Genomic DNA, 15,684 nt, shown 5'->3' with positions numbered 1-15,684 from the left:
GGGAAAGCACGTCGATCCCCTGAGGAGTTGCCATGCCGGACCTCACTACTCGTACGCTCGGCGTGCCGGGTGCCACTTTGACGTACGACGTCCGCGGCGATCTCGCCGATCGCGAGCAGCCGGTGTTGCTGCTGATCGGTTCGCCGATGGGCGCGAGCGGTTTCCCGACGCTGGCGTCTGCTTTTACCGACCGGACGGTGGTGACGTACGACCCGCGCGGGGTGGAACGCAGCGTGCGCTCGGACGGCGCCGGCGAGTTGTCGCCGGACGACCACGCCGCCGACCTGGTGGCCCTGATCGAGGCGCTCGACGCCGGGCCGGTCGACCTCTTCGCGAGCAGTGGCGGCGCGGTGAACGCGTTGGCCCTGATGGCTCAGCGGCCCGACTTGGTCAAGACCCTGATCGCGCACGAGCCGCCGCTGGCCGGGCTGCTGCCGGACCGGGAGAACGCGCTCGCCGCATGCGAGGACATCTACCAGACGTACCAGCGTGATGGGATGGGCCCGGCGATGGCCAAGTTCATCACGATCGTCGGTTTCCAGGGCGAGTTCCCGGCCGATTACACGTCGCGGCCCGCGCCGGATCCCGCGCAGTTCGGCCTGCCGAGCGAGGACGATGGCTCGCGCGACGACGCGCTGCTCGGGCAGAACCTGCGCGGCTGTACGTCGTACCAGCCGGACTTCGACGCCCTCGCCAAGGCTTCGGACCGGATCGTCATCGGCGTCGGCGAGGAATCCGCGAACGAGCTCGCCCATCGGGGCGGGGAAGCGGTCGCCGAGCGGCTCGGCACCACGCCGGTGACGTTCCCGAGCAACCACGGCGGATTCCTCGGCGACGAGTACGGGATGCCCGGCAAACCGGTCGAGTTCGCCGCCACGCTGCGTGAGGTGCTGGCCTCCCGGTGATCCGCCGGGGTGATCTGGTTAGCTGGGGGCATGACTGAAAAGCCTGAGATCGACTTCCCGGAAGGCGAGCCGCCGACCGAACTGGAGATCACCGACATCACCGTGGGCGACGGCGCCGAGGCGACCGCCGGGTCGCGGATCAACGCACACTACGTGGGCGTGGCCCACTCCACCGGCGAGGAGTTCGACGCCTCGTACAACCGGGGCGCGCCGCTGGCCTTCCAGCTCGGCGTCGGCCAGGTCATCCAGGGCTGGGACACCGGTATCCAGGGCATGCGGGTCGGCGGCCGGCGCAAGCTGGTCATCCCGCCGCACCTGGCGTACGGCGACCGTGGCGCGGGTGGCGCGATCAAGCCCGGCGAGACGCTGATCTTCGTCGTCGACCTGGTCTCGGTGGCCTGACCTCGTTCCTCCTTCTCGATCGGCCGCGCCTCTTAGTGGTGCGGCCGATCGAGTAGCACTACTCATGCCTCCGCCCGGCGAATCCGGCTGAATGGACGCATGACGACGATGACGCTGCCGTTGACGGATGCCAGGCCCCGCTGGGCGATGATCGCCTCGATCACCGCGAAGCTGCTGCTGGCCGGATTGTTGCTCTCAGCCCTCATCTGGCCAGACCTGAGCGGCATCAAAGGCAAAGCCTCCACCGCCCGCCTGATCGTCTACCCGCTGGGCGCGATGGCCCTCCCCATCATCTGGTACGCCGTCCGCCGCCTCCGCTCGCACACCGCCCGCAATGCGTCGTACGACGGCCTCGGGGCGCGGGCCTTCCCGTGGGTCGCGGATCTGCTGCTCACCCTGCCGTGGTTGGTCGACCTGGCCGGTAACCGCCTCGACCTCTTCGACACCGTCGGCTGGTGGGACGACGCGATGCACTTCGTCCTCTGGGGTTTCCTCACCGCCGGCGTACTGGTCGCCTTCCCGCTCCGCAACGCCTCCCGCGGTCTGACCACCATGGTCGCCCTCGGCTTCGGCACCACCGCCGCCCTCGTCTGGGAACTCGGCGAATTCGTCGCCTTCGTTCGCCACTCCCCCGAACTCCAAACCGCCTACACCGACACCCTCGGCGACCTGGCCTTCGGCACCCTAGGCGCCCTCCTAGCCGGCCTCACCGTCGCCCAGTTGAACCGCCCGAAGAATCCCTAGCCTGCCCCGATTTGCCCTGTGGATAAAGGAGTTTCAGCGGTTCCGACGATCTACGCTTGTCGCAATTATGCCTGCCCATGTTTTCGTCGACGAGAGCAAGACTCGAGGCCTATTGGTCGCAGCGGCCGAATGTGAGGCCACCTCCGTCAACACCTACCGCCGAGCAATGGCTCAGCTGCTACTACCGCGGCAGCGCCGTATCCACTTCACGAAGGAATCAACACCCCGACAGCGTAAGATCCTCGATGTCCTGGCGGAATTCGACCTGACAGTAAGGCTCTACAGAGCAGACCGCGACAACGCAGTTGGACGACGTGCGTGCCTCGAAGCGGTCGTTGCTGATATCGCGAATACCGCAGAGCGGTTGGTAGTCGAGCGTGACGAGAGCACTGTCGACTTCGATCGCCAGACCCTCTTCGCAGCGGCGCGCAAGCACGGATGCACGGACACACTGCAATACGAACTGCTGGCACCGCGGTTGGACCCAATGCTCTGGATCCCGGACGCAATTGCGTGGGCGTGGGCCAAGGGGGGCGACTGGCGCCACTCCGTGGCGACGTACTGCTGCCTAAAAGAGGTCTAGACGCGCGAAACCCGGCTCGCCAACCGTCCGGATGACTGCCGGGTCCACTTCCCTGGGGCTACTGCCCCGGACACACTCAGTATACGACCTCCCAGACGATTCGCAAACGGGGTTACTCGCGCGGGTCGTTGCCGTACATGGCGGCTATGGGTGGGAGGAAGGCGGCGACGGCGCTCATGGCGATGGCGGCGGTTACGGAGAAGTGGCGGACTAGGAGCCAGGCCGTCGCGATCAGGATGAAGCACGTGCCCATGAGGATGACGTAGCCGATGCGACGCTGCCGCGGTGTCCTTCGGGCCATACCCCCAGTGTGCGTCAGCGATCAGGCGGCGTCGTGGAATACCAGGCCAAGCGTGTGACGAAGGCCGGCGCGAACCGTGCTGACACCGTGGCGTACCGGTGCCGCCGACCAGCCTCGCGCGGACTCCACCGGGCGGTCTCGCGTCGTGAAGATCAGCCCCTGACCCTGTGGCAGCAGCGTCACCGTGCCGCGAGACTGTGCCCGCGGCCGCTGCTCCACCAGCAGGAACTCGCCGCCGGCATGGTCCACACCGGGCCGGTCCAGACCGATCACCACCTGCAGCGGAAACACCAGATCGCCGTACAGATCGCGATGAAGCGCGTTCCAGTCACCCGCCTGGTACTTGAGCAGGATCGGCGTCGGCCGGGTCTGGCCGGCGCGATGGCAGTCGTCGAGCCACTCGGCCAACGTGTCCGGCCAAGGCGCGGGCCGTCCCAGCCGATCCGCCCACTCGCGCGCGATCGGCAGCAGATGCGGATAGAACGCCTCCCGGAGTTCGGCGACCAGTTCGGGAAGCGGGTGGTCGAAGTACCGGTACTGGCCCGACCCGAACCGGTAGCGCTGCATGTCGATCGTCGCCCGGAACCGCTCAACCTCGTCGTACAGCTCGGAGATCTCACCGCATTGCGCCGGCGTGAGCAATGGTGGCGTCAAGGCGCATCCGACCGAGTCGAGTTCTGCCGTCAGCTGTTTCCAGTCGAAGTCCATACCGGTAGAACGCGTCCAGCCGCGATGGTGTGAGGGCTAGATGATCCCAACGTACGTGAGGGCGAACGTGGCGCACGGGCAGAGGAAGAGGAAGGCGAGGACGATGACGCCCTTGAAGGTCTGACCAGGGCCGATCAGCCGTCGGTACGCCGCGACGAGCACCGGAACCATCACGACTTCCAGGACGAGCATGCTGCGCGGGATGATCGTGTCCGTGGCTGCCAGTACGACGGACAACCCGGCGGCCGCGATCCACGCCGCGAACCCCAGCCGGTACGTCGTGCTCGCGCCAAGCCGAACCGCGATCGTCCGATACCGGGCGGCCCGATCCGCTTCGAGGTCGGCCAGCGTGGTCGGCAGATAGAGGCCGACGGCAACCAATGTGCCCTGCAACGCCATCAACCAAGGGAATCCACTGAGGTCAGACGTCACCGCCGCCCAGCCCGCGAGCGGCCCGAAGGTGCCCAGGGCAAGGGAATTCACGGCAACGTCGAATCCGGCCCGCGTCTTCAGGCGCACAGGCGGGACGCTGTAGGCATAACCGAGTACGACGGCGAGCAGCACCCCGAGCGCGAAGACCGCTCCGACCGCGAGCCCGGCCGCCAGCGAAGCGATTCCGGCGATCGCCGCTATCCACTTGGCCGTCCGGACCGAGACGCGTCCATCGAGCAGTGGGGACTTCGACTTCCTCGGGTTCAGGAGATCGCCCGGCAGGTCGTACGCATCGTTGATCGCGAGCACCGACAACCAGAGCATCGGCCCCATCACCAGGGCTCCGACAAGCAGCCGCGGCCAGTCCTGGGGCACCGGGATCAGCCGGTGCGTGGCGAGCAGAACCCCAACGTAGTAAGGGACTACCGACACTGCCCAGAACGCCGGCCGCCCGACCGCCAGCACATCCCGGATCCGGGTACGTTGTCGAATGGCGAGCGCACGATCAGCTGAACGTAGTACGGTCTGTCGGCCTGGCTCCACCGTTGTGGTCACATCACCACAGTGCTCCCGGCGCGGCCGCCCGCACCTCCCTCTCCCGAGTGAGTCCCCTCACTCCTGGGAGTTCTCAGGCGTGAAGTGTGAGCAAGGGAACCTACTGATCCTGAGGCCGGCAGACGCCGTTGGCCAAAGCGCTAGCCGCCAGGGCGCTAGCGGCAGTGCTGTTCGGCAGAGTGCCCGTAGCGATAGATGGACGGATGTCGTCCGGCGAGTGGGAATCGGGCGAGGAGGTATGGCGGCCGATCGGAACGACCATCGGCGTACCGGCGACCGGGTCGGGCACGATCTTGACCGCGAGGTTGAAGACGTCCTCGACAACCGCCTCGGTAATGACCTCGGCCGGCCGTCCCTCGACCACGATGTCGCCCTTCTTCATCGCGATCAGGTGATCGGCGTACCGGCAGGCCTGGTTGAGATCGTGCAGCACCAACACGATGGTTCGCCCGTCACGGCGATTCAGATCGACCAGCAGATCGAGCACCTCGAACTGATGCGTCAGGTCAAGGAACGTTGTCGGCTCGTCCAGCAACAGGATGCCGGTCTCCTGCGCGAGCGCCATCGCGATCCAAACCCGCTGCCTCTGACCGCCGGACAACTCGTCGATCGGACGATCGGCCAGATCCAGCACGTTGGTCGCCGTCATCGCGCCCGCGACGGCCTCGTCGTCCGCGCGGCTCCACTGCCGGACCCAGCTCTGCCGGGGATAACGCCCGCGACCAACGAGGTCCGCGACGGTGATGCCCTCCGGCGCACTCGGCGACTGCGGCAACAACCCGAGCTTGGTCGCGACCTCGCGAGTCGGGATCTGCTGGATGTCCTTGCCGTCGAGGTGGACCGTGCCCGCCTTGGCCTTGAGCAGTCGCGCGAGCGTTCGCAGCAGCGTCGACTTGCCGCAGGCGTTCGCGCCGACGATGACGGTGATCTTGCCGGCCGGGATCTCGACCGACAGGTTCTCGATGATCTCCCGCTGGTCGTACGCGACCTTCAGCCCCGTCGCCGACAGAGTGTGCTCTTCGGACATTCGACTATCCTCCACGACCCACTCGATTGACTCTAGCCAGCAGGAACAGCAGGTACGGCGCACCGACCACGCCCGTGATCACGCCCACCGGCATCGGCGTATCCCCGATCAGGTGCTGGCCGACAAAATCGGACACGCTCACCACCAACGCCCCGACCAACGCCGCAGGAATCACAGAAGGCCCGGGCGAACGGCAAAGCCAGCGCGCGATCGGCGGCGCCACGAACGCGACGAACCCGATCGGTCCAGCGGCAGCCGTCGCGATCGCCGCGAGAGCCACGCCCACCAGGATGACCGCGAGCCGGGACTTCTCCACCGGCAAGCCCAGACCGGCGGCCGTGTCATCCCCGAGCTGCAGCACGCGCAAGCGCCGTACCAGGATCGACAGCAAAGGCACGAGCACCACCAACGCCAGCGAGAGCGAGCGCACATGCGTCCAATCGCGCGCGTTGAGGCTGCCGGTGATCCAGAGCAGGGCCTGCTGCGCAACCTCAACCTTCGAGCGAGTCAGCAGGTACGACGTGGCGCTGACCGCGACCGAGCCGACGCCGATACCGACCAGGACCAGCCGGTACGACGAAACGCCCTGGCGCCACGCCAAGACGTAAATGCCGAGCGCGGTGAGGATCGCGCCGACCAGGGCGAATCCGGAGACCGCCCAGCCCGTCACGCCGACGATGAGGATCGCGAACACGGCCGAGACACTCGCGCCGGCGGTGATACCGATGATGTCCGGACTGGCCAACGGGTTGCGCGCGATGCTCTGGAAGACCGCGCCGGACATGCCGAGGGCGGCGCCGACGAGCAGACCCGTGAGCGCACGCGGCAGCCGAAGCCGGTTGATGATGAACTCGGTCGCGCGGTCGCCCTGGCCGAAGATCGACGGCACCACCTTCGACACCGGCACCGGGAAGTCCCCGACCGACAGCGAGACGCAGAACACCACGAACACGAGCGCGGCCAGGATCGACCCGACGAGCAATCCGCGCACGCGGGCGATCCGGCGGGAGCGCGCGATGACCTGGTACGCCGTACCGGACCCGGCGGTGAGTTGTGCGGCCATCAGAGCTCGGCCAGCTTCCGGCGACGGACCAGCGCGATGAAGAACGGCGCCCCGATCACGGCCGTGGTGATGCCGACCTGGAGCTCGGTCGGCTGGGCGATGACCCGGCCGACGACGTCCGCGCCGAGCAGCAGGATCGGCCCGAGCAGCATCGAGTACGGCAGGATCCAGCGATAGTCCGGCCCGGTGATCAGGCGCGCGATGTGCGGAATGGTCAAGCCGATGAAGCCGATCGGCCCGGCCGCCGCGGTCGCCGCGCCACAGAGCAGCACCACGGTGAGTGCGGTGAAGGCCCGGGCCATACCGACGCGCTGACCGAGCGAGCGGGCGACGTCATCACCGAGGGAGAGCGCGTTCAGCACCCGGCCGGTGATCAGCGCGAGCGGGATACCGACCAGGATGAACGGCGCCACCTGGGCCGCGATCGCGTAGTCGCGATTGGACAGCGAGCCGACCTGCCAGAACCGGAACTGGTCGAACGTCTGCACGTCGCCGATCAGCATCGCCGTCGTGAGCGACCCGAACATCGCGGTCAGCGCAGCGCCGGCGAGCGCGAGTTTGACCGGCGTCGCGCCCTCGCGGCCGAGCGAACCGAGCAGGTAGACCGCCACCGCGGCGACGGCCGCGCCGAGAAAGGCCAGCCAGACATAGGACTTCAGGCTGGTCAGACCGAAGAAGTAGATGCCGATGACAACAAAGAGCGCGGCACCACCGTTGACGCCGAGGATGCCGGGATCGGCCAGCGGGTTGCGGGTCACGCCCTGCATCAGCGCACCGGCCAGACCGAGCGCGATGCCGACCAGCAGGCCGACGATCGTTCTCGGCATGCGGACGGATCGCACGATCACGTGATCGGTGTTCTCCGGGTCGAAGTGCCGGAACGCGTCGAACACCGTGCCGAGCGGAATCCCGCGCGAGCCGATCGCGATGCTGAGCGCCACCACGACGAGCAGTACGACGGCGACACCGAGCAGCAGCAGCGCCAACGTGGAACCACGCCGGGTCCGGCGCGGGCGGTCGGCGTCAGGCCGGATGGCCGCAGCGGCTATCGGCGGGGCGGTCGGCGATGGCATGGGGTTCCTATATCCTCTTAGGTAAGGCTAACCTGAGGCAGTCAGCATAGCGCCGTCCCGCGACGCTGCCCTCTGCACCCCTGCGACCTGTTCGGAGATCAGGCATGACCACAGTGCTCGAACGCCCGATCGCGTTCGACTCGGTTCTCGCGACCGTGGCGGCGATCGAGGACCTGAGCCCCCACCTGCGCCGCGTGACCTTCGTCGCGCCGCGGATCACCGAGGCCGTGACGGCGGGCCCGGACCAGCGCATCAAGATCCTGCTCTCCCCGCCCGACGGCAGCGAGCTGCGGCTGCCGTCCGGCCCCGAGTGGTACGCCGAGTGGTGTGCCACCGAGCCAGAAGCGCGTTTCATCATGCGGACGTATACCGTGCGCGCGCTGCGCCCGGCGGTCTCCGAGATGGACATCGAGTTCGTGCTGCACGGCGTCAACGGCCCGGCCTCGGCCTGGGTGTCGGACGTGACCGTCGGCCAGTCGATCGGCCTGATCATTCCGTTCGCGGTCGACACCACCAGCACCAAGGGCCTGCTGCAGTCCGGCGTTGACTACGTGCCGCCGCCGACGAGCAAGCGACGCCTACTGATCGCGGACGAGACTGCCCTGCCGGCGTTGGCGGGGATTCTCGAGGAGCTGCCCAGCGACGTACAGGCGACTGTCTTCGTCGAGGTGCCGGACATTCGCGATATCCGCGCGCTGCCGAGCCCGGGCCGGACCGACATCACCTGGGCCGCGCAGACCGGTGGACCGGACGATGCGCCTCGCAGCGTGATGGAGGCGCTCAAGGCGGCGCAGGTTCCGTTCGACGTGGACTATGCCTGGGTCGCGGGCGAGTCCGGCATGATCAAGGCGGCCCGTCGCCATCTGGTGAACGCGGTCGGCCTGCCGAAGTCGGCGATCTCCTTCCAGGGTTACTGGAAGCGCGGCGAAGCCCAGATCTGACGCCTCTAGGAGCCCCGCCTTGTGCAAGTGCAAGGCAGGGCTCCTGAAGACGGTTCTTTAGCTCGGGTTGCTGGCGTGGGTGAGCGTCTCCCAAGCCACGAAGAGGTTGTTCGATCCAGCCGGTCGGCGGGATTCGGTCAACGCCTGCGTGTTGGCCATCGCATGGCCGAGCCGGAACGACATCGCGTTGAAGCCGACCTCGGTGATCGGGCCCAATCCGCGATGCAACGTGCCCTTGCACAGCCAGGACGGAACCGGCTCCAGGTTGCGCTCCCAGCGGGACTGGAACCCGAGGGCCTGGCGCAACCGCTCACCGAACTCCGGGTAGAGGTCGATGCCCTGAATCCGGGACGTCTCCAGCACATGCGAGATCGCGGAGATGCCGTAACCGGTGTGGGTGAAGTCGCGACAGGTCTCCTGAGTTAGACCTGTCACGAACGTCGTCTGCCCATGCCAGTAGCCAATGATCTCGTCACGGGTGTCGCGGCCGTCCCCCGGCTTCGTACGCGGCAGGGCGCCGTCGGACGACAGGTAGACGAATGCGGGAACCCTGTTGCGGTACAGCGCAATGGCCTTGTCGTAGATCGGCTTGTCCTCCAGGAACACACCGATGCCCTGCAAGGCCTCGATCATGCTCAACTCCCAGTTGCCGTTGGAGTTGGAGCCGTTGAAGATCTCCGGCACATACACGTTGCGCAGCATCGTCCCGAACCTGCCAGAGTTCGGCCAGTTGCCGTACACGTGCTTCATGATCTCGGCAGCCTTCGGCCAGGACGAGGCCGACCACGCAGTCTGCAGCGGCGCGTTGCTGTTGGTGTGATCCCTGATCGTGTTGGACCAGGCATCCATGAGCTCGATCGCCTTGCTGGCATAGCGATTGTCGCGCGTCACATACCAGGCCAGCGAGAGCGTGTACGCCGCGATGGCGTCCTCGCGCTCGTCGGTACAACCGTTGTTCGGGTTCGAGTACGGACCGCATTCGACCACGGCGCGCGGCCTCGGCACCCGGCTCAGCTGGGCGTACTTCGACGCCATCATCTGGTCATACGCCGCCTTCCAGGGCTGCGCGTTCGCGAGCACCTTCGAGCGCATGAAGTCGAGCTGGGCCCGGCTGGAGCCGACCCCCGGGTGGACGAATGTCGCGGGCGCGAGCACGGCCGCTTCGGCTTGATCTCCTTCTGGAACTGGTACGGCGGACGCGGGCCCGCCGGCGGTGGCGGCGAGCAGCGCGGTGAGCGCTGTGGCCACCGCGCGATAGAGCACTTTGGGGCGCATAGGACAGCATCCTTCGATCGTCGTTCGGGGCGGTGAACGGCAAGCTCCGGCCGGATTTGCAGTGTCTTTTCGGAAGTTTGACGACCGGGCGTAACCGCGTCAATATCCAGGGCTATAGCAAATCGGATGTGGAACAAAGAAAGGTTTTGTCCCATGGACAGACGCCAGTTTCTGACCCGCTCCGCACTTGTTGCGGCCGCCCCCGCATTACCCGCTTTCACCACCCACAAGGCCTTTGCGGCACCCTCCAATCAGTTGCCTCCACGCGCGGAAATCGTTGCCGTCGCCCGCCGGGTGGCCGACCAGTGGATCTCCTCGCACAGCAATTCCGGTGACAACGGCTGGGCCCGTGCCACCTTCTTCAGCGGCCTGATGGCCCTCTATCGCCTCACTCGTGAACCTCGCTATCTCAACTACGCCCGCGCCTGGGCCGAGAAGCACGCCTACGGCATCCGCAGTGGCGTGACCACCCGGCATGCCGATAACCACAATGCGATCCAGGCCTACGTCGACCTCTACGAGATCGAACCGTCTGCGAACAAGATCGCAGCCGCCACCGACACTTTGCGGCGGATGATCACCAACCAGCCGAACAAGAACGATGACTGGTGGTGGGACGACGCCCTGCACATGGCCTTACCCGCCTTCGCGCGGATCGGGCGCATCCGCAACGATCTGGCGTTCTCGGACAAGGGCTACAAGTTGTACAACCACACGAAGCGCATCCAAGGCGGAAGCGGCTTGTACGCAAGCAGTTCCGGCCTCTGGTATCGCGACGACCGCTTCACACCGGGAGGAATTCTGTCGCCGAACGGCAAGCCGGTGTTCTGGTCTCGCGGCAACGGCTGGGTCACCGGCGCGCATGTCAAAACCCTTAAGGCGTTGCCGTCCACGGCCCGCAACGTGCCGGAGTATCGCGAAACCCTGTCCCGGTTGGTCACAGCGCTGCTCCCGATCCAGCGTTCGGATGGCTTCTGGAACGTCAACCTGGGCGATCCACAACATCTGCCCGGACCGGAGACCAGCGGTACGTCGTTCTTCGCCTATGGCGGGGCCTATGCCGTCTCCGCCGGGTTGTTGCCATCAGCAACGTATCTGCCGATGGCGGCGCGAGCCTGGAACGGGATGGTGGCGACAGCCGTCCACGCGAACGGCTTTCTCGGCTACGTCCAAGGTGTCGGCGATCGCCCGGAATCCAGCCAGCCCATCAATACGAACACCACGGCAGACTTCGGCGTGGGCGCGTTCCTGCTCGCCGCCACCGAGTTAGCGCCGCTCGCGGTCTGAGCCCGGCCCCTGGTCTTTCACCGCGAAAGACCAGGGGCCCGCATTCCTTGCCCCACCTCGGAAAACCGGTTCAGCCCGACGGTTATCCGGTCGTCGGCTTTATCGAGGTCGATCCAGCCTGGGATCGGGCCATCCTGGTCACCGAGAACGGCCCGGATCTGCTCGGTGATCTTGCTCAGCTCGGCCGCGACGCGATGCAGCATGAGGTCTTCCGGTGCGACCAGGATCGAGCCGCCTGCCTGCTGGTACGCCTGGAGGAACTGCTTCACACGCTCGACGTCATCCTTGCCGAACGCCGCTGCGAGGCTCGAAATCCCCATGACACAAGGCGAAATCGCCCGCCGCATGAGGGTGGTGGGGTTGCCTTGGCCGGCGGCGACGCGGAGGTAGGCGGCCTGCATCGGCAGGATCGAGTCGTCGTCAGTGACGGTGTTTCGCCAGGTCAGTACGGCGATGAGGGTCTGGCCTGGTTTGAGCTGCAACGTCTCTGGCGGGCCATCCGGGGTTTCGCGGGTGACGGTGATCGGGAACGGGCGCCGGGCCCGGTCGAGCACGGCGATTGCGGGATGACCGTGGACCACGAGCGGGCGTTTGCCGCAGTTGCGGAGGGACAGCGTTACCGCGCGGAGGCCTATAGCGGCGTCGATCTCGCTGCGGGTGATGAGGTGGCCATTCGGCAGGCACTTCGCTGGTCGCGGGGTGGCTCGCTTGGGGCTTGAGCCGGGGCTCACGTCGGCGCGCGCCTTTGTGGCGCTATTCGAGGCCGGCTGCGTCGAGGAGTGCAGTGGCCATGGTGAGGGCCACGCCGCCTAGAGGCTCGGCTCGGACGACGGCTCGGGCGTTGGCGCCGTCGAAGACGATCGTGAGCTGGTCGGCCAGGGTTTGCGGGTCGGCCGCGCCACCCTTGCGAGCCTCGGCGAGCAGATAGTCCGTCAGCGCCTGTTTGTGTTTGCGGGCGACCAGGCTCGCGAGGTGATCGGGATTTTTCAGCTCGACGGCCGTATTGATGAACGGGCAGCCCATGTAGTCGTCGTCTTCCGTCGCCGCCTCCAGCCGCTCGAAGACGGTCAGGATCCGCTCCCGCGGTGTGCCGCCCTCCGACTCGGGCCGGAAGAGGCTCGCATACCAAGGGGCGCGGAACTCCAGGCTCTCCGCGATGACCTCGTCCTTCGTCCGGTACATCTGGTACATCGACCGCTTCGAGACGTGCGCCGTCCGGCAGACGATCTCAATGCCGACATTGACGCCGTCGCGGTAGAAGAGGTCGGCCGCGGCCCCCAGCAAGCGCTCGCGAGAGGACGCGTCGGCCGTCGATGTGCTCATGCAGCGAGCTTACCGACTCAACTTGTCTTTGAAAACCGATCGGTTTACAGTCTGTGGAAACTGATCGGTTTCAAGCTTGAGTCCACAGCATCGCAGAGATCCCATAGAGGAGTTGGAGAGCATGACCGCAATCGAAGGCGCCGTCGTTCTGGTCACGGGTGGCAATCGCGGTATCGGCAAGGCATTGGTGGAGGATCTGCTCACTCGCGGCGCGAAGAAGGTCTACGCCACGGCGCGCAACCCGCAGCCGAGCGACGACCCGCGCGTCGTGCCGCTACCGCTGGAGGTAACCGACCCGACGTCCATCGCCGCCTTGGCCGAGGCCGCGCCCGACGTCACGATCCTGATCAACAACGCCGGCGCCGGTTCGCCGGAGACCTATCTCGACGCCTCGATCGAGGAGGTCCGCGCGGTCTTCGAAGCGAACTTCTTCGGCCCGCTCGAGGTCACTCGCGCCTTCGTGCCGATCATCGAGCGCAACGGCGGTGGCCACATCCTCAACGCCCACTCAGCGCTCTCCTGGGTTGCCCGCCACGGCGCCTACGCGGCGACCAAGGCCGCTCTTTGGTCCCAGTCCAACGCGATCCGGCTCGAGCTGCTCGGTCGCGGCATCGGCGTCACCGGTCTGCACATGGGCTACGTCGACACGGATATGACGGCCGGCCTCACCGAACCGAAGAGCTCACCGCAGGAGATCGCCAAACAGGCCCTCGACGGCATCGAGGCCGGTGCCCACGAGGTGCTCGCCGACGAGACCAGCCGCCAGGCCAAGGCCGGCCTCGCCGGCGACCTAACCGCCTTCTACCCCGCCCTCACCGCCAACTGACCGCCCGCAGCGAGAGCGGTCGCCGGCGGTCGGGCGCAGGTCAGGACGCTGGCTTGGCGAGGGCCTGGAGGATCTCGAGGTGCTGGTCGCCCCAGTCGTCGTGATCCGTGGAGCGGCTCAATTCCAGCCACGTCGAGTCGGCTGCGGCCTGGGCCTGCTCGACCATTGCCGCTCCGGCCACTGCGTCGCTGCCGAGCAACAGGCGGACTGGCGGCACTTCGAGATCGGTCACGTGGAGCACGGCCTGGGCAACCTTGGCCGGGTCACTGGCCGGCGGATAGGAGCTCAACGCGTCACGCAGTCCGCCGACCGTCTGCTGATAGGGCGCGCTGATCGGCGGGATGGCCATCGACGATCCGGCCCAGTCGGTGGCCATACCGCCTGGCTCGAGCACGGTGACCTTGATTCCGAGCGGCGCGACCTCGGCGGCGAGGGCCAGGGAGAACCCGCCGACCGCCCACTTGGCGGCCTGGTAGGCGGACAGCCCCGGACTCGTCATCCGTCCACCAACCGAGGAGACCTGGATGACGTGACCCGAACCCTGCTCCCGTAGGACCGGCAGCGCCGCCTTCGTGACGTTCACAACGCCGAGCAGGTTGGTGTCCACCTGAGCGCGGAAGTCCTCGGCGGTGATGTCCTCGACCGAGGCCAGGTTGGCATAGCCCGCGTTGTTCACGACGACGTCCAGGCGACCGAAGGCGTCGACGGCAGCCCGTACGGCGGATTCGGCGCCCTGCACATCGGTCACATCCAGGGCGACGGCCCGCACCTGATCGCCGTACTTGTCGACGAGGTCCGAGAGCTGCTCGGGCCGACGGGCCGTGGCGACCAACTGGTGACCGGCATCGAGCACGGCCTCGGCGATGGCGCGGCCCAGGCCTCGCGAGCTTCCGGTGACGAGAAAGACCTTTGGCATCTCGGCTATTCCTTTCAAGTGATCCTTCGACTGACTAGTTAGTTAGAGTGAAGCATGCGCGTGGAATCGAGTCAACTAGATGGTTAGTCAGTTAGCATGGCAGGCATGGTTGGAGACGCGGAAGCGACGAAGAAGCGGCTACTTGATGCCGCGCTGCAGGAGTTCGGGGCGTTCGGTATCGCCGGCGCCCGGGTGGACCGCATCGCGGCGGTGGCGGGCTGCAACAAGGCGCAGATCTACCACTACTTCGACAGCAAGGACGGGCTGTTCGACGCGGTCTTCAACCTGCTGATCGCCGAAATCATGCGGGAGACGCCGATCGACCCGGCCAACCTCCCGGAATACGCGGGCCAACTCTTCGATCGGTACGAGAAGCACCCCGAATTGGCTCGACTCGCGACCTGGTATCGGCTCGAACGGGCGGACTCCGATGCGCCGCTACAGGTCATCCTGGACAGCAACCGCCACAAGGTGGAGTCGATCACCAAAGCCCAGGCCGACGGGACCCTCTCCTCCAATTTCGAGCCAGCCGTCCTCCTCGGCCTCGTCCTGCACCAGGCCTCAATGTGGAGCGGCATGGTCCCCGAGTACAGCCTGCTCGTCCGCGAGATGACCTCAACCGAACGCCGCCAGGTCGTAATCGACACCGTGAAAGCCATCCTCCAGGCCTGACGATCATCGCGGCACGGCAGGCCAAAGATCGGATGTCTGGAGTCAGTGCTTCCAGATGTCGCGGTCGGGGTGGTACTCCATGGCCGCGGCGATGTCGGATGCGAGGTCCGCGCCAAGTTCGCGTTCGACGATCCAGAAGGCGAGGTCGATACCGGAGGTGATGCCGCCGGCGGTGATCAGGTTGCCGTCATCCACAACACGGTTCTGCTTGAGGTCCGCGCCCGTTTCACGGAATTCCTCCCAAACCGAGTGGTGTGTCGTGGCCGCCCGGCCTTTGGTCAGACCAGCGGCCGCGAGCAGCATCGAGCCCGTGCAGACCGAGCCGATCCAGTTCAGGTCCGGCGCCATCTCCGCCAGCCGTGCCGGTAGCTCGCCCCGCTGGGCCTCGGCCCAGGCACCCTTCTCAGCCCGGCTGCCCCAGCCGCCGCCAGGTACGAAGACGGCATCCGGATCGGTGTTTCCCAGGCCGTCGGTCGCGCGGAACTGCAGCCCGTTCATCCCGGTCACCTCGACCGGGCCGTTGAGCCCGACGATGGTGACTTCGAGCCGTTCTCTCCGGGCCGCGCTGCCCCACACCTCGAAGGGGCCCATTACGTCCATCTCGTCCACGCCGTCGAAAACCACGATCTCGATTCGCATACCGCAACCCTT

At 66.7% G+C, this 15,684-nt stretch carries 19 protein-coding genes; 7 read left to right on the top strand and 12 right to left on the bottom strand.

The window, feature by feature from the left end; all coding sequences use genetic code 11:
• The first annotated feature begins 32 nt into the window (after positions 1–32).
• The 3 genes from OG394_RS28625 (at position 33) to OG394_RS28615 (ending at position 2,051) form a co-directional block, all read left to right on the top strand.
• A complete protein-coding gene (locus OG394_RS28625) occupies positions 33–905 on the top strand; it encodes an alpha/beta fold hydrolase (RefSeq protein ID WP_328990210.1) in 873 nt (290 codons plus the stop codon).
• Between the two features lie 30 nt (positions 906–935).
• A complete protein-coding gene (locus OG394_RS28620; RefSeq protein WP_328990209.1) occupies positions 936–1,307 on the top strand; it encodes an FKBP-type peptidyl-prolyl cis-trans isomerase in 372 nt (123 codons plus the stop codon).
• A gap of 99 nt (positions 1,308–1,406) precedes the next feature.
• Positions 1,407–2,051, top strand: a complete 645-nt coding sequence (locus OG394_RS28615; RefSeq protein WP_328990208.1) for a hypothetical protein — start codon at positions 1,407–1,409, stop codon at positions 2,049–2,051.
• Positions 2,052–2,268: 217 nt separating this feature from the next.
• Here the strand turns inward: OG394_RS28615 and OG394_RS28610 are convergent, their stop codons facing one another.
• The 7 genes from OG394_RS28610 to OG394_RS28580 form a co-directional block, all read right to left on the bottom strand.
• On the bottom strand, positions 2,269–2,487 hold the full coding sequence (locus OG394_RS28610; protein WP_328990207.1) for a hypothetical protein: 219 nt from the start codon (positions 2,485–2,487) through the stop codon (positions 2,269–2,271).
• Between the two features lie 259 nt (positions 2,488–2,746).
• The gene (locus OG394_RS28605; RefSeq protein ID WP_328990206.1) at positions 2,747–2,935 is read right to left on the bottom strand and encodes a DUF3099 domain-containing protein; all 189 of its coding nucleotides are present in this window, start codon (positions 2,933–2,935) and stop codon (positions 2,747–2,749) included.
• A gap of 21 nt (positions 2,936–2,956) precedes the next feature.
• Entirely contained in the window at positions 2,957–3,643 is a 687-nt protein-coding gene (locus OG394_RS28600; RefSeq protein ID WP_328990205.1) for a 2OG-Fe(II) oxygenase, read from the bottom strand.
• Between the two features lie 36 nt (positions 3,644–3,679).
• Positions 3,680–4,507, bottom strand: coding sequence for a UbiA prenyltransferase family protein (locus OG394_RS28595; protein ID WP_328990204.1), 828 nt, complete (start codon positions 4,505–4,507; stop codon positions 3,680–3,682).
• A 223-nt stretch (positions 4,508–4,730) separates the two neighbouring features.
• Positions 4,731–5,657: an ABC transporter ATP-binding protein gene (locus OG394_RS28590; RefSeq protein ID WP_328990203.1), complete on the bottom strand. Its 927-nt coding sequence runs from the start codon at positions 5,655–5,657 to the stop codon at positions 4,731–4,733.
• A gap of 4 nt (positions 5,658–5,661) precedes the next feature.
• Positions 5,662–6,720: a FecCD family ABC transporter permease gene (locus OG394_RS28585; RefSeq protein WP_328990202.1), complete on the bottom strand. Its 1,059-nt coding sequence runs from the start codon at positions 6,718–6,720 to the stop codon at positions 5,662–5,664.
• A complete protein-coding gene (locus OG394_RS28580; protein ID WP_328990201.1) occupies positions 6,720–7,793 on the bottom strand; it encodes a FecCD family ABC transporter permease in 1,074 nt (357 codons plus the stop codon). Before OG394_RS28580 ends, OG394_RS28585 begins: the two co-directional genes overlap by 1 nt.
• Before the next feature lie 104 nt (positions 7,794–7,897).
• On the opposite strand from OG394_RS28580, the gene OG394_RS28575 reads away from it, so the two are divergent.
• Complete coding sequence (locus OG394_RS28575) at positions 7,898–8,734, top strand: siderophore-interacting protein (RefSeq protein WP_328990200.1); 837 nt, start codon at positions 7,898–7,900, stop codon at positions 8,732–8,734.
• A gap of 57 nt (positions 8,735–8,791) precedes the next feature.
• Here the strand turns inward: OG394_RS28575 and OG394_RS28570 are convergent, their stop codons facing one another.
• Entirely contained in the window at positions 8,792–10,009 is a 1,218-nt protein-coding gene (locus tag OG394_RS28570) for an alginate lyase family protein (protein WP_328990199.1), read from the bottom strand.
• Positions 10,010–10,162: 153 nt separating this feature from the next.
• Between OG394_RS28570 and OG394_RS28565 the strand changes: the two genes are divergently transcribed.
• Positions 10,163–11,296: a glycoside hydrolase family 88 protein gene (locus tag OG394_RS28565; RefSeq protein ID WP_328990198.1), complete on the top strand. Its 1,134-nt coding sequence runs from the start codon at positions 10,163–10,165 to the stop codon at positions 11,294–11,296.
• Positions 11,297–11,313: 17 nt separating this feature from the next.
• On the opposite strand, the gene OG394_RS28560 is transcribed toward OG394_RS28565, so the two are convergent.
• Together OG394_RS28560 and OG394_RS28555 are read right to left on the bottom strand one after the other, a co-directional pair.
• On the bottom strand, positions 11,314–12,027 hold the full coding sequence (locus OG394_RS28560) for a DUF4232 domain-containing protein (protein WP_328990197.1): 714 nt from the start codon (positions 12,025–12,027) through the stop codon (positions 11,314–11,316).
• Between the two features lie 22 nt (positions 12,028–12,049).
• Positions 12,050–12,619 (bottom strand): TetR/AcrR family transcriptional regulator, encoded by a 570-nt coding sequence (locus tag OG394_RS28555; protein ID WP_328990196.1) that lies wholly within the window; start codon positions 12,617–12,619, stop codon positions 12,050–12,052.
• A 121-nt stretch (positions 12,620–12,740) separates the two neighbouring features.
• On the opposite strand from OG394_RS28555, the gene OG394_RS28550 reads away from it, so the two are divergent.
• Positions 12,741–13,445: an SDR family oxidoreductase gene (locus tag OG394_RS28550; protein ID WP_328990195.1), complete on the top strand. Its 705-nt coding sequence runs from the start codon at positions 12,741–12,743 to the stop codon at positions 13,443–13,445.
• Between the two features lie 40 nt (positions 13,446–13,485).
• On the opposite strand, the gene OG394_RS28545 is transcribed toward OG394_RS28550, so the two are convergent.
• Positions 13,486–14,361: an SDR family NAD(P)-dependent oxidoreductase gene (locus tag OG394_RS28545; RefSeq protein ID WP_328990194.1), complete on the bottom strand. Its 876-nt coding sequence runs from the start codon at positions 14,359–14,361 to the stop codon at positions 13,486–13,488.
• A 105-nt stretch (positions 14,362–14,466) separates the two neighbouring features.
• Between OG394_RS28545 and OG394_RS28540 the strand changes: the two genes are divergently transcribed.
• Complete coding sequence (locus OG394_RS28540; RefSeq protein ID WP_328990193.1) at positions 14,467–15,033, top strand: TetR/AcrR family transcriptional regulator; 567 nt, start codon at positions 14,467–14,469, stop codon at positions 15,031–15,033.
• A gap of 42 nt (positions 15,034–15,075) precedes the next feature.
• Here the strand turns inward: OG394_RS28540 and OG394_RS28535 are convergent, their stop codons facing one another.
• Complete coding sequence (locus OG394_RS28535; RefSeq protein ID WP_328990192.1) at positions 15,076–15,672, bottom strand: DJ-1/PfpI family protein; 597 nt, start codon at positions 15,670–15,672, stop codon at positions 15,076–15,078.
• Positions 15,673–15,684 lie beyond the last annotated feature (12 nt).

The sequence above is a fragment of the Kribbella sp. NBC_01245 genome, assembly GCF_036226525.1.
In the GTDB taxonomy this organism is placed as follows: domain Bacteria; phylum Actinomycetota; class Actinomycetes; order Propionibacteriales; family Kribbellaceae; genus Kribbella.
This window is presented reverse-complemented; position numbering and strand designations above follow the sequence as displayed.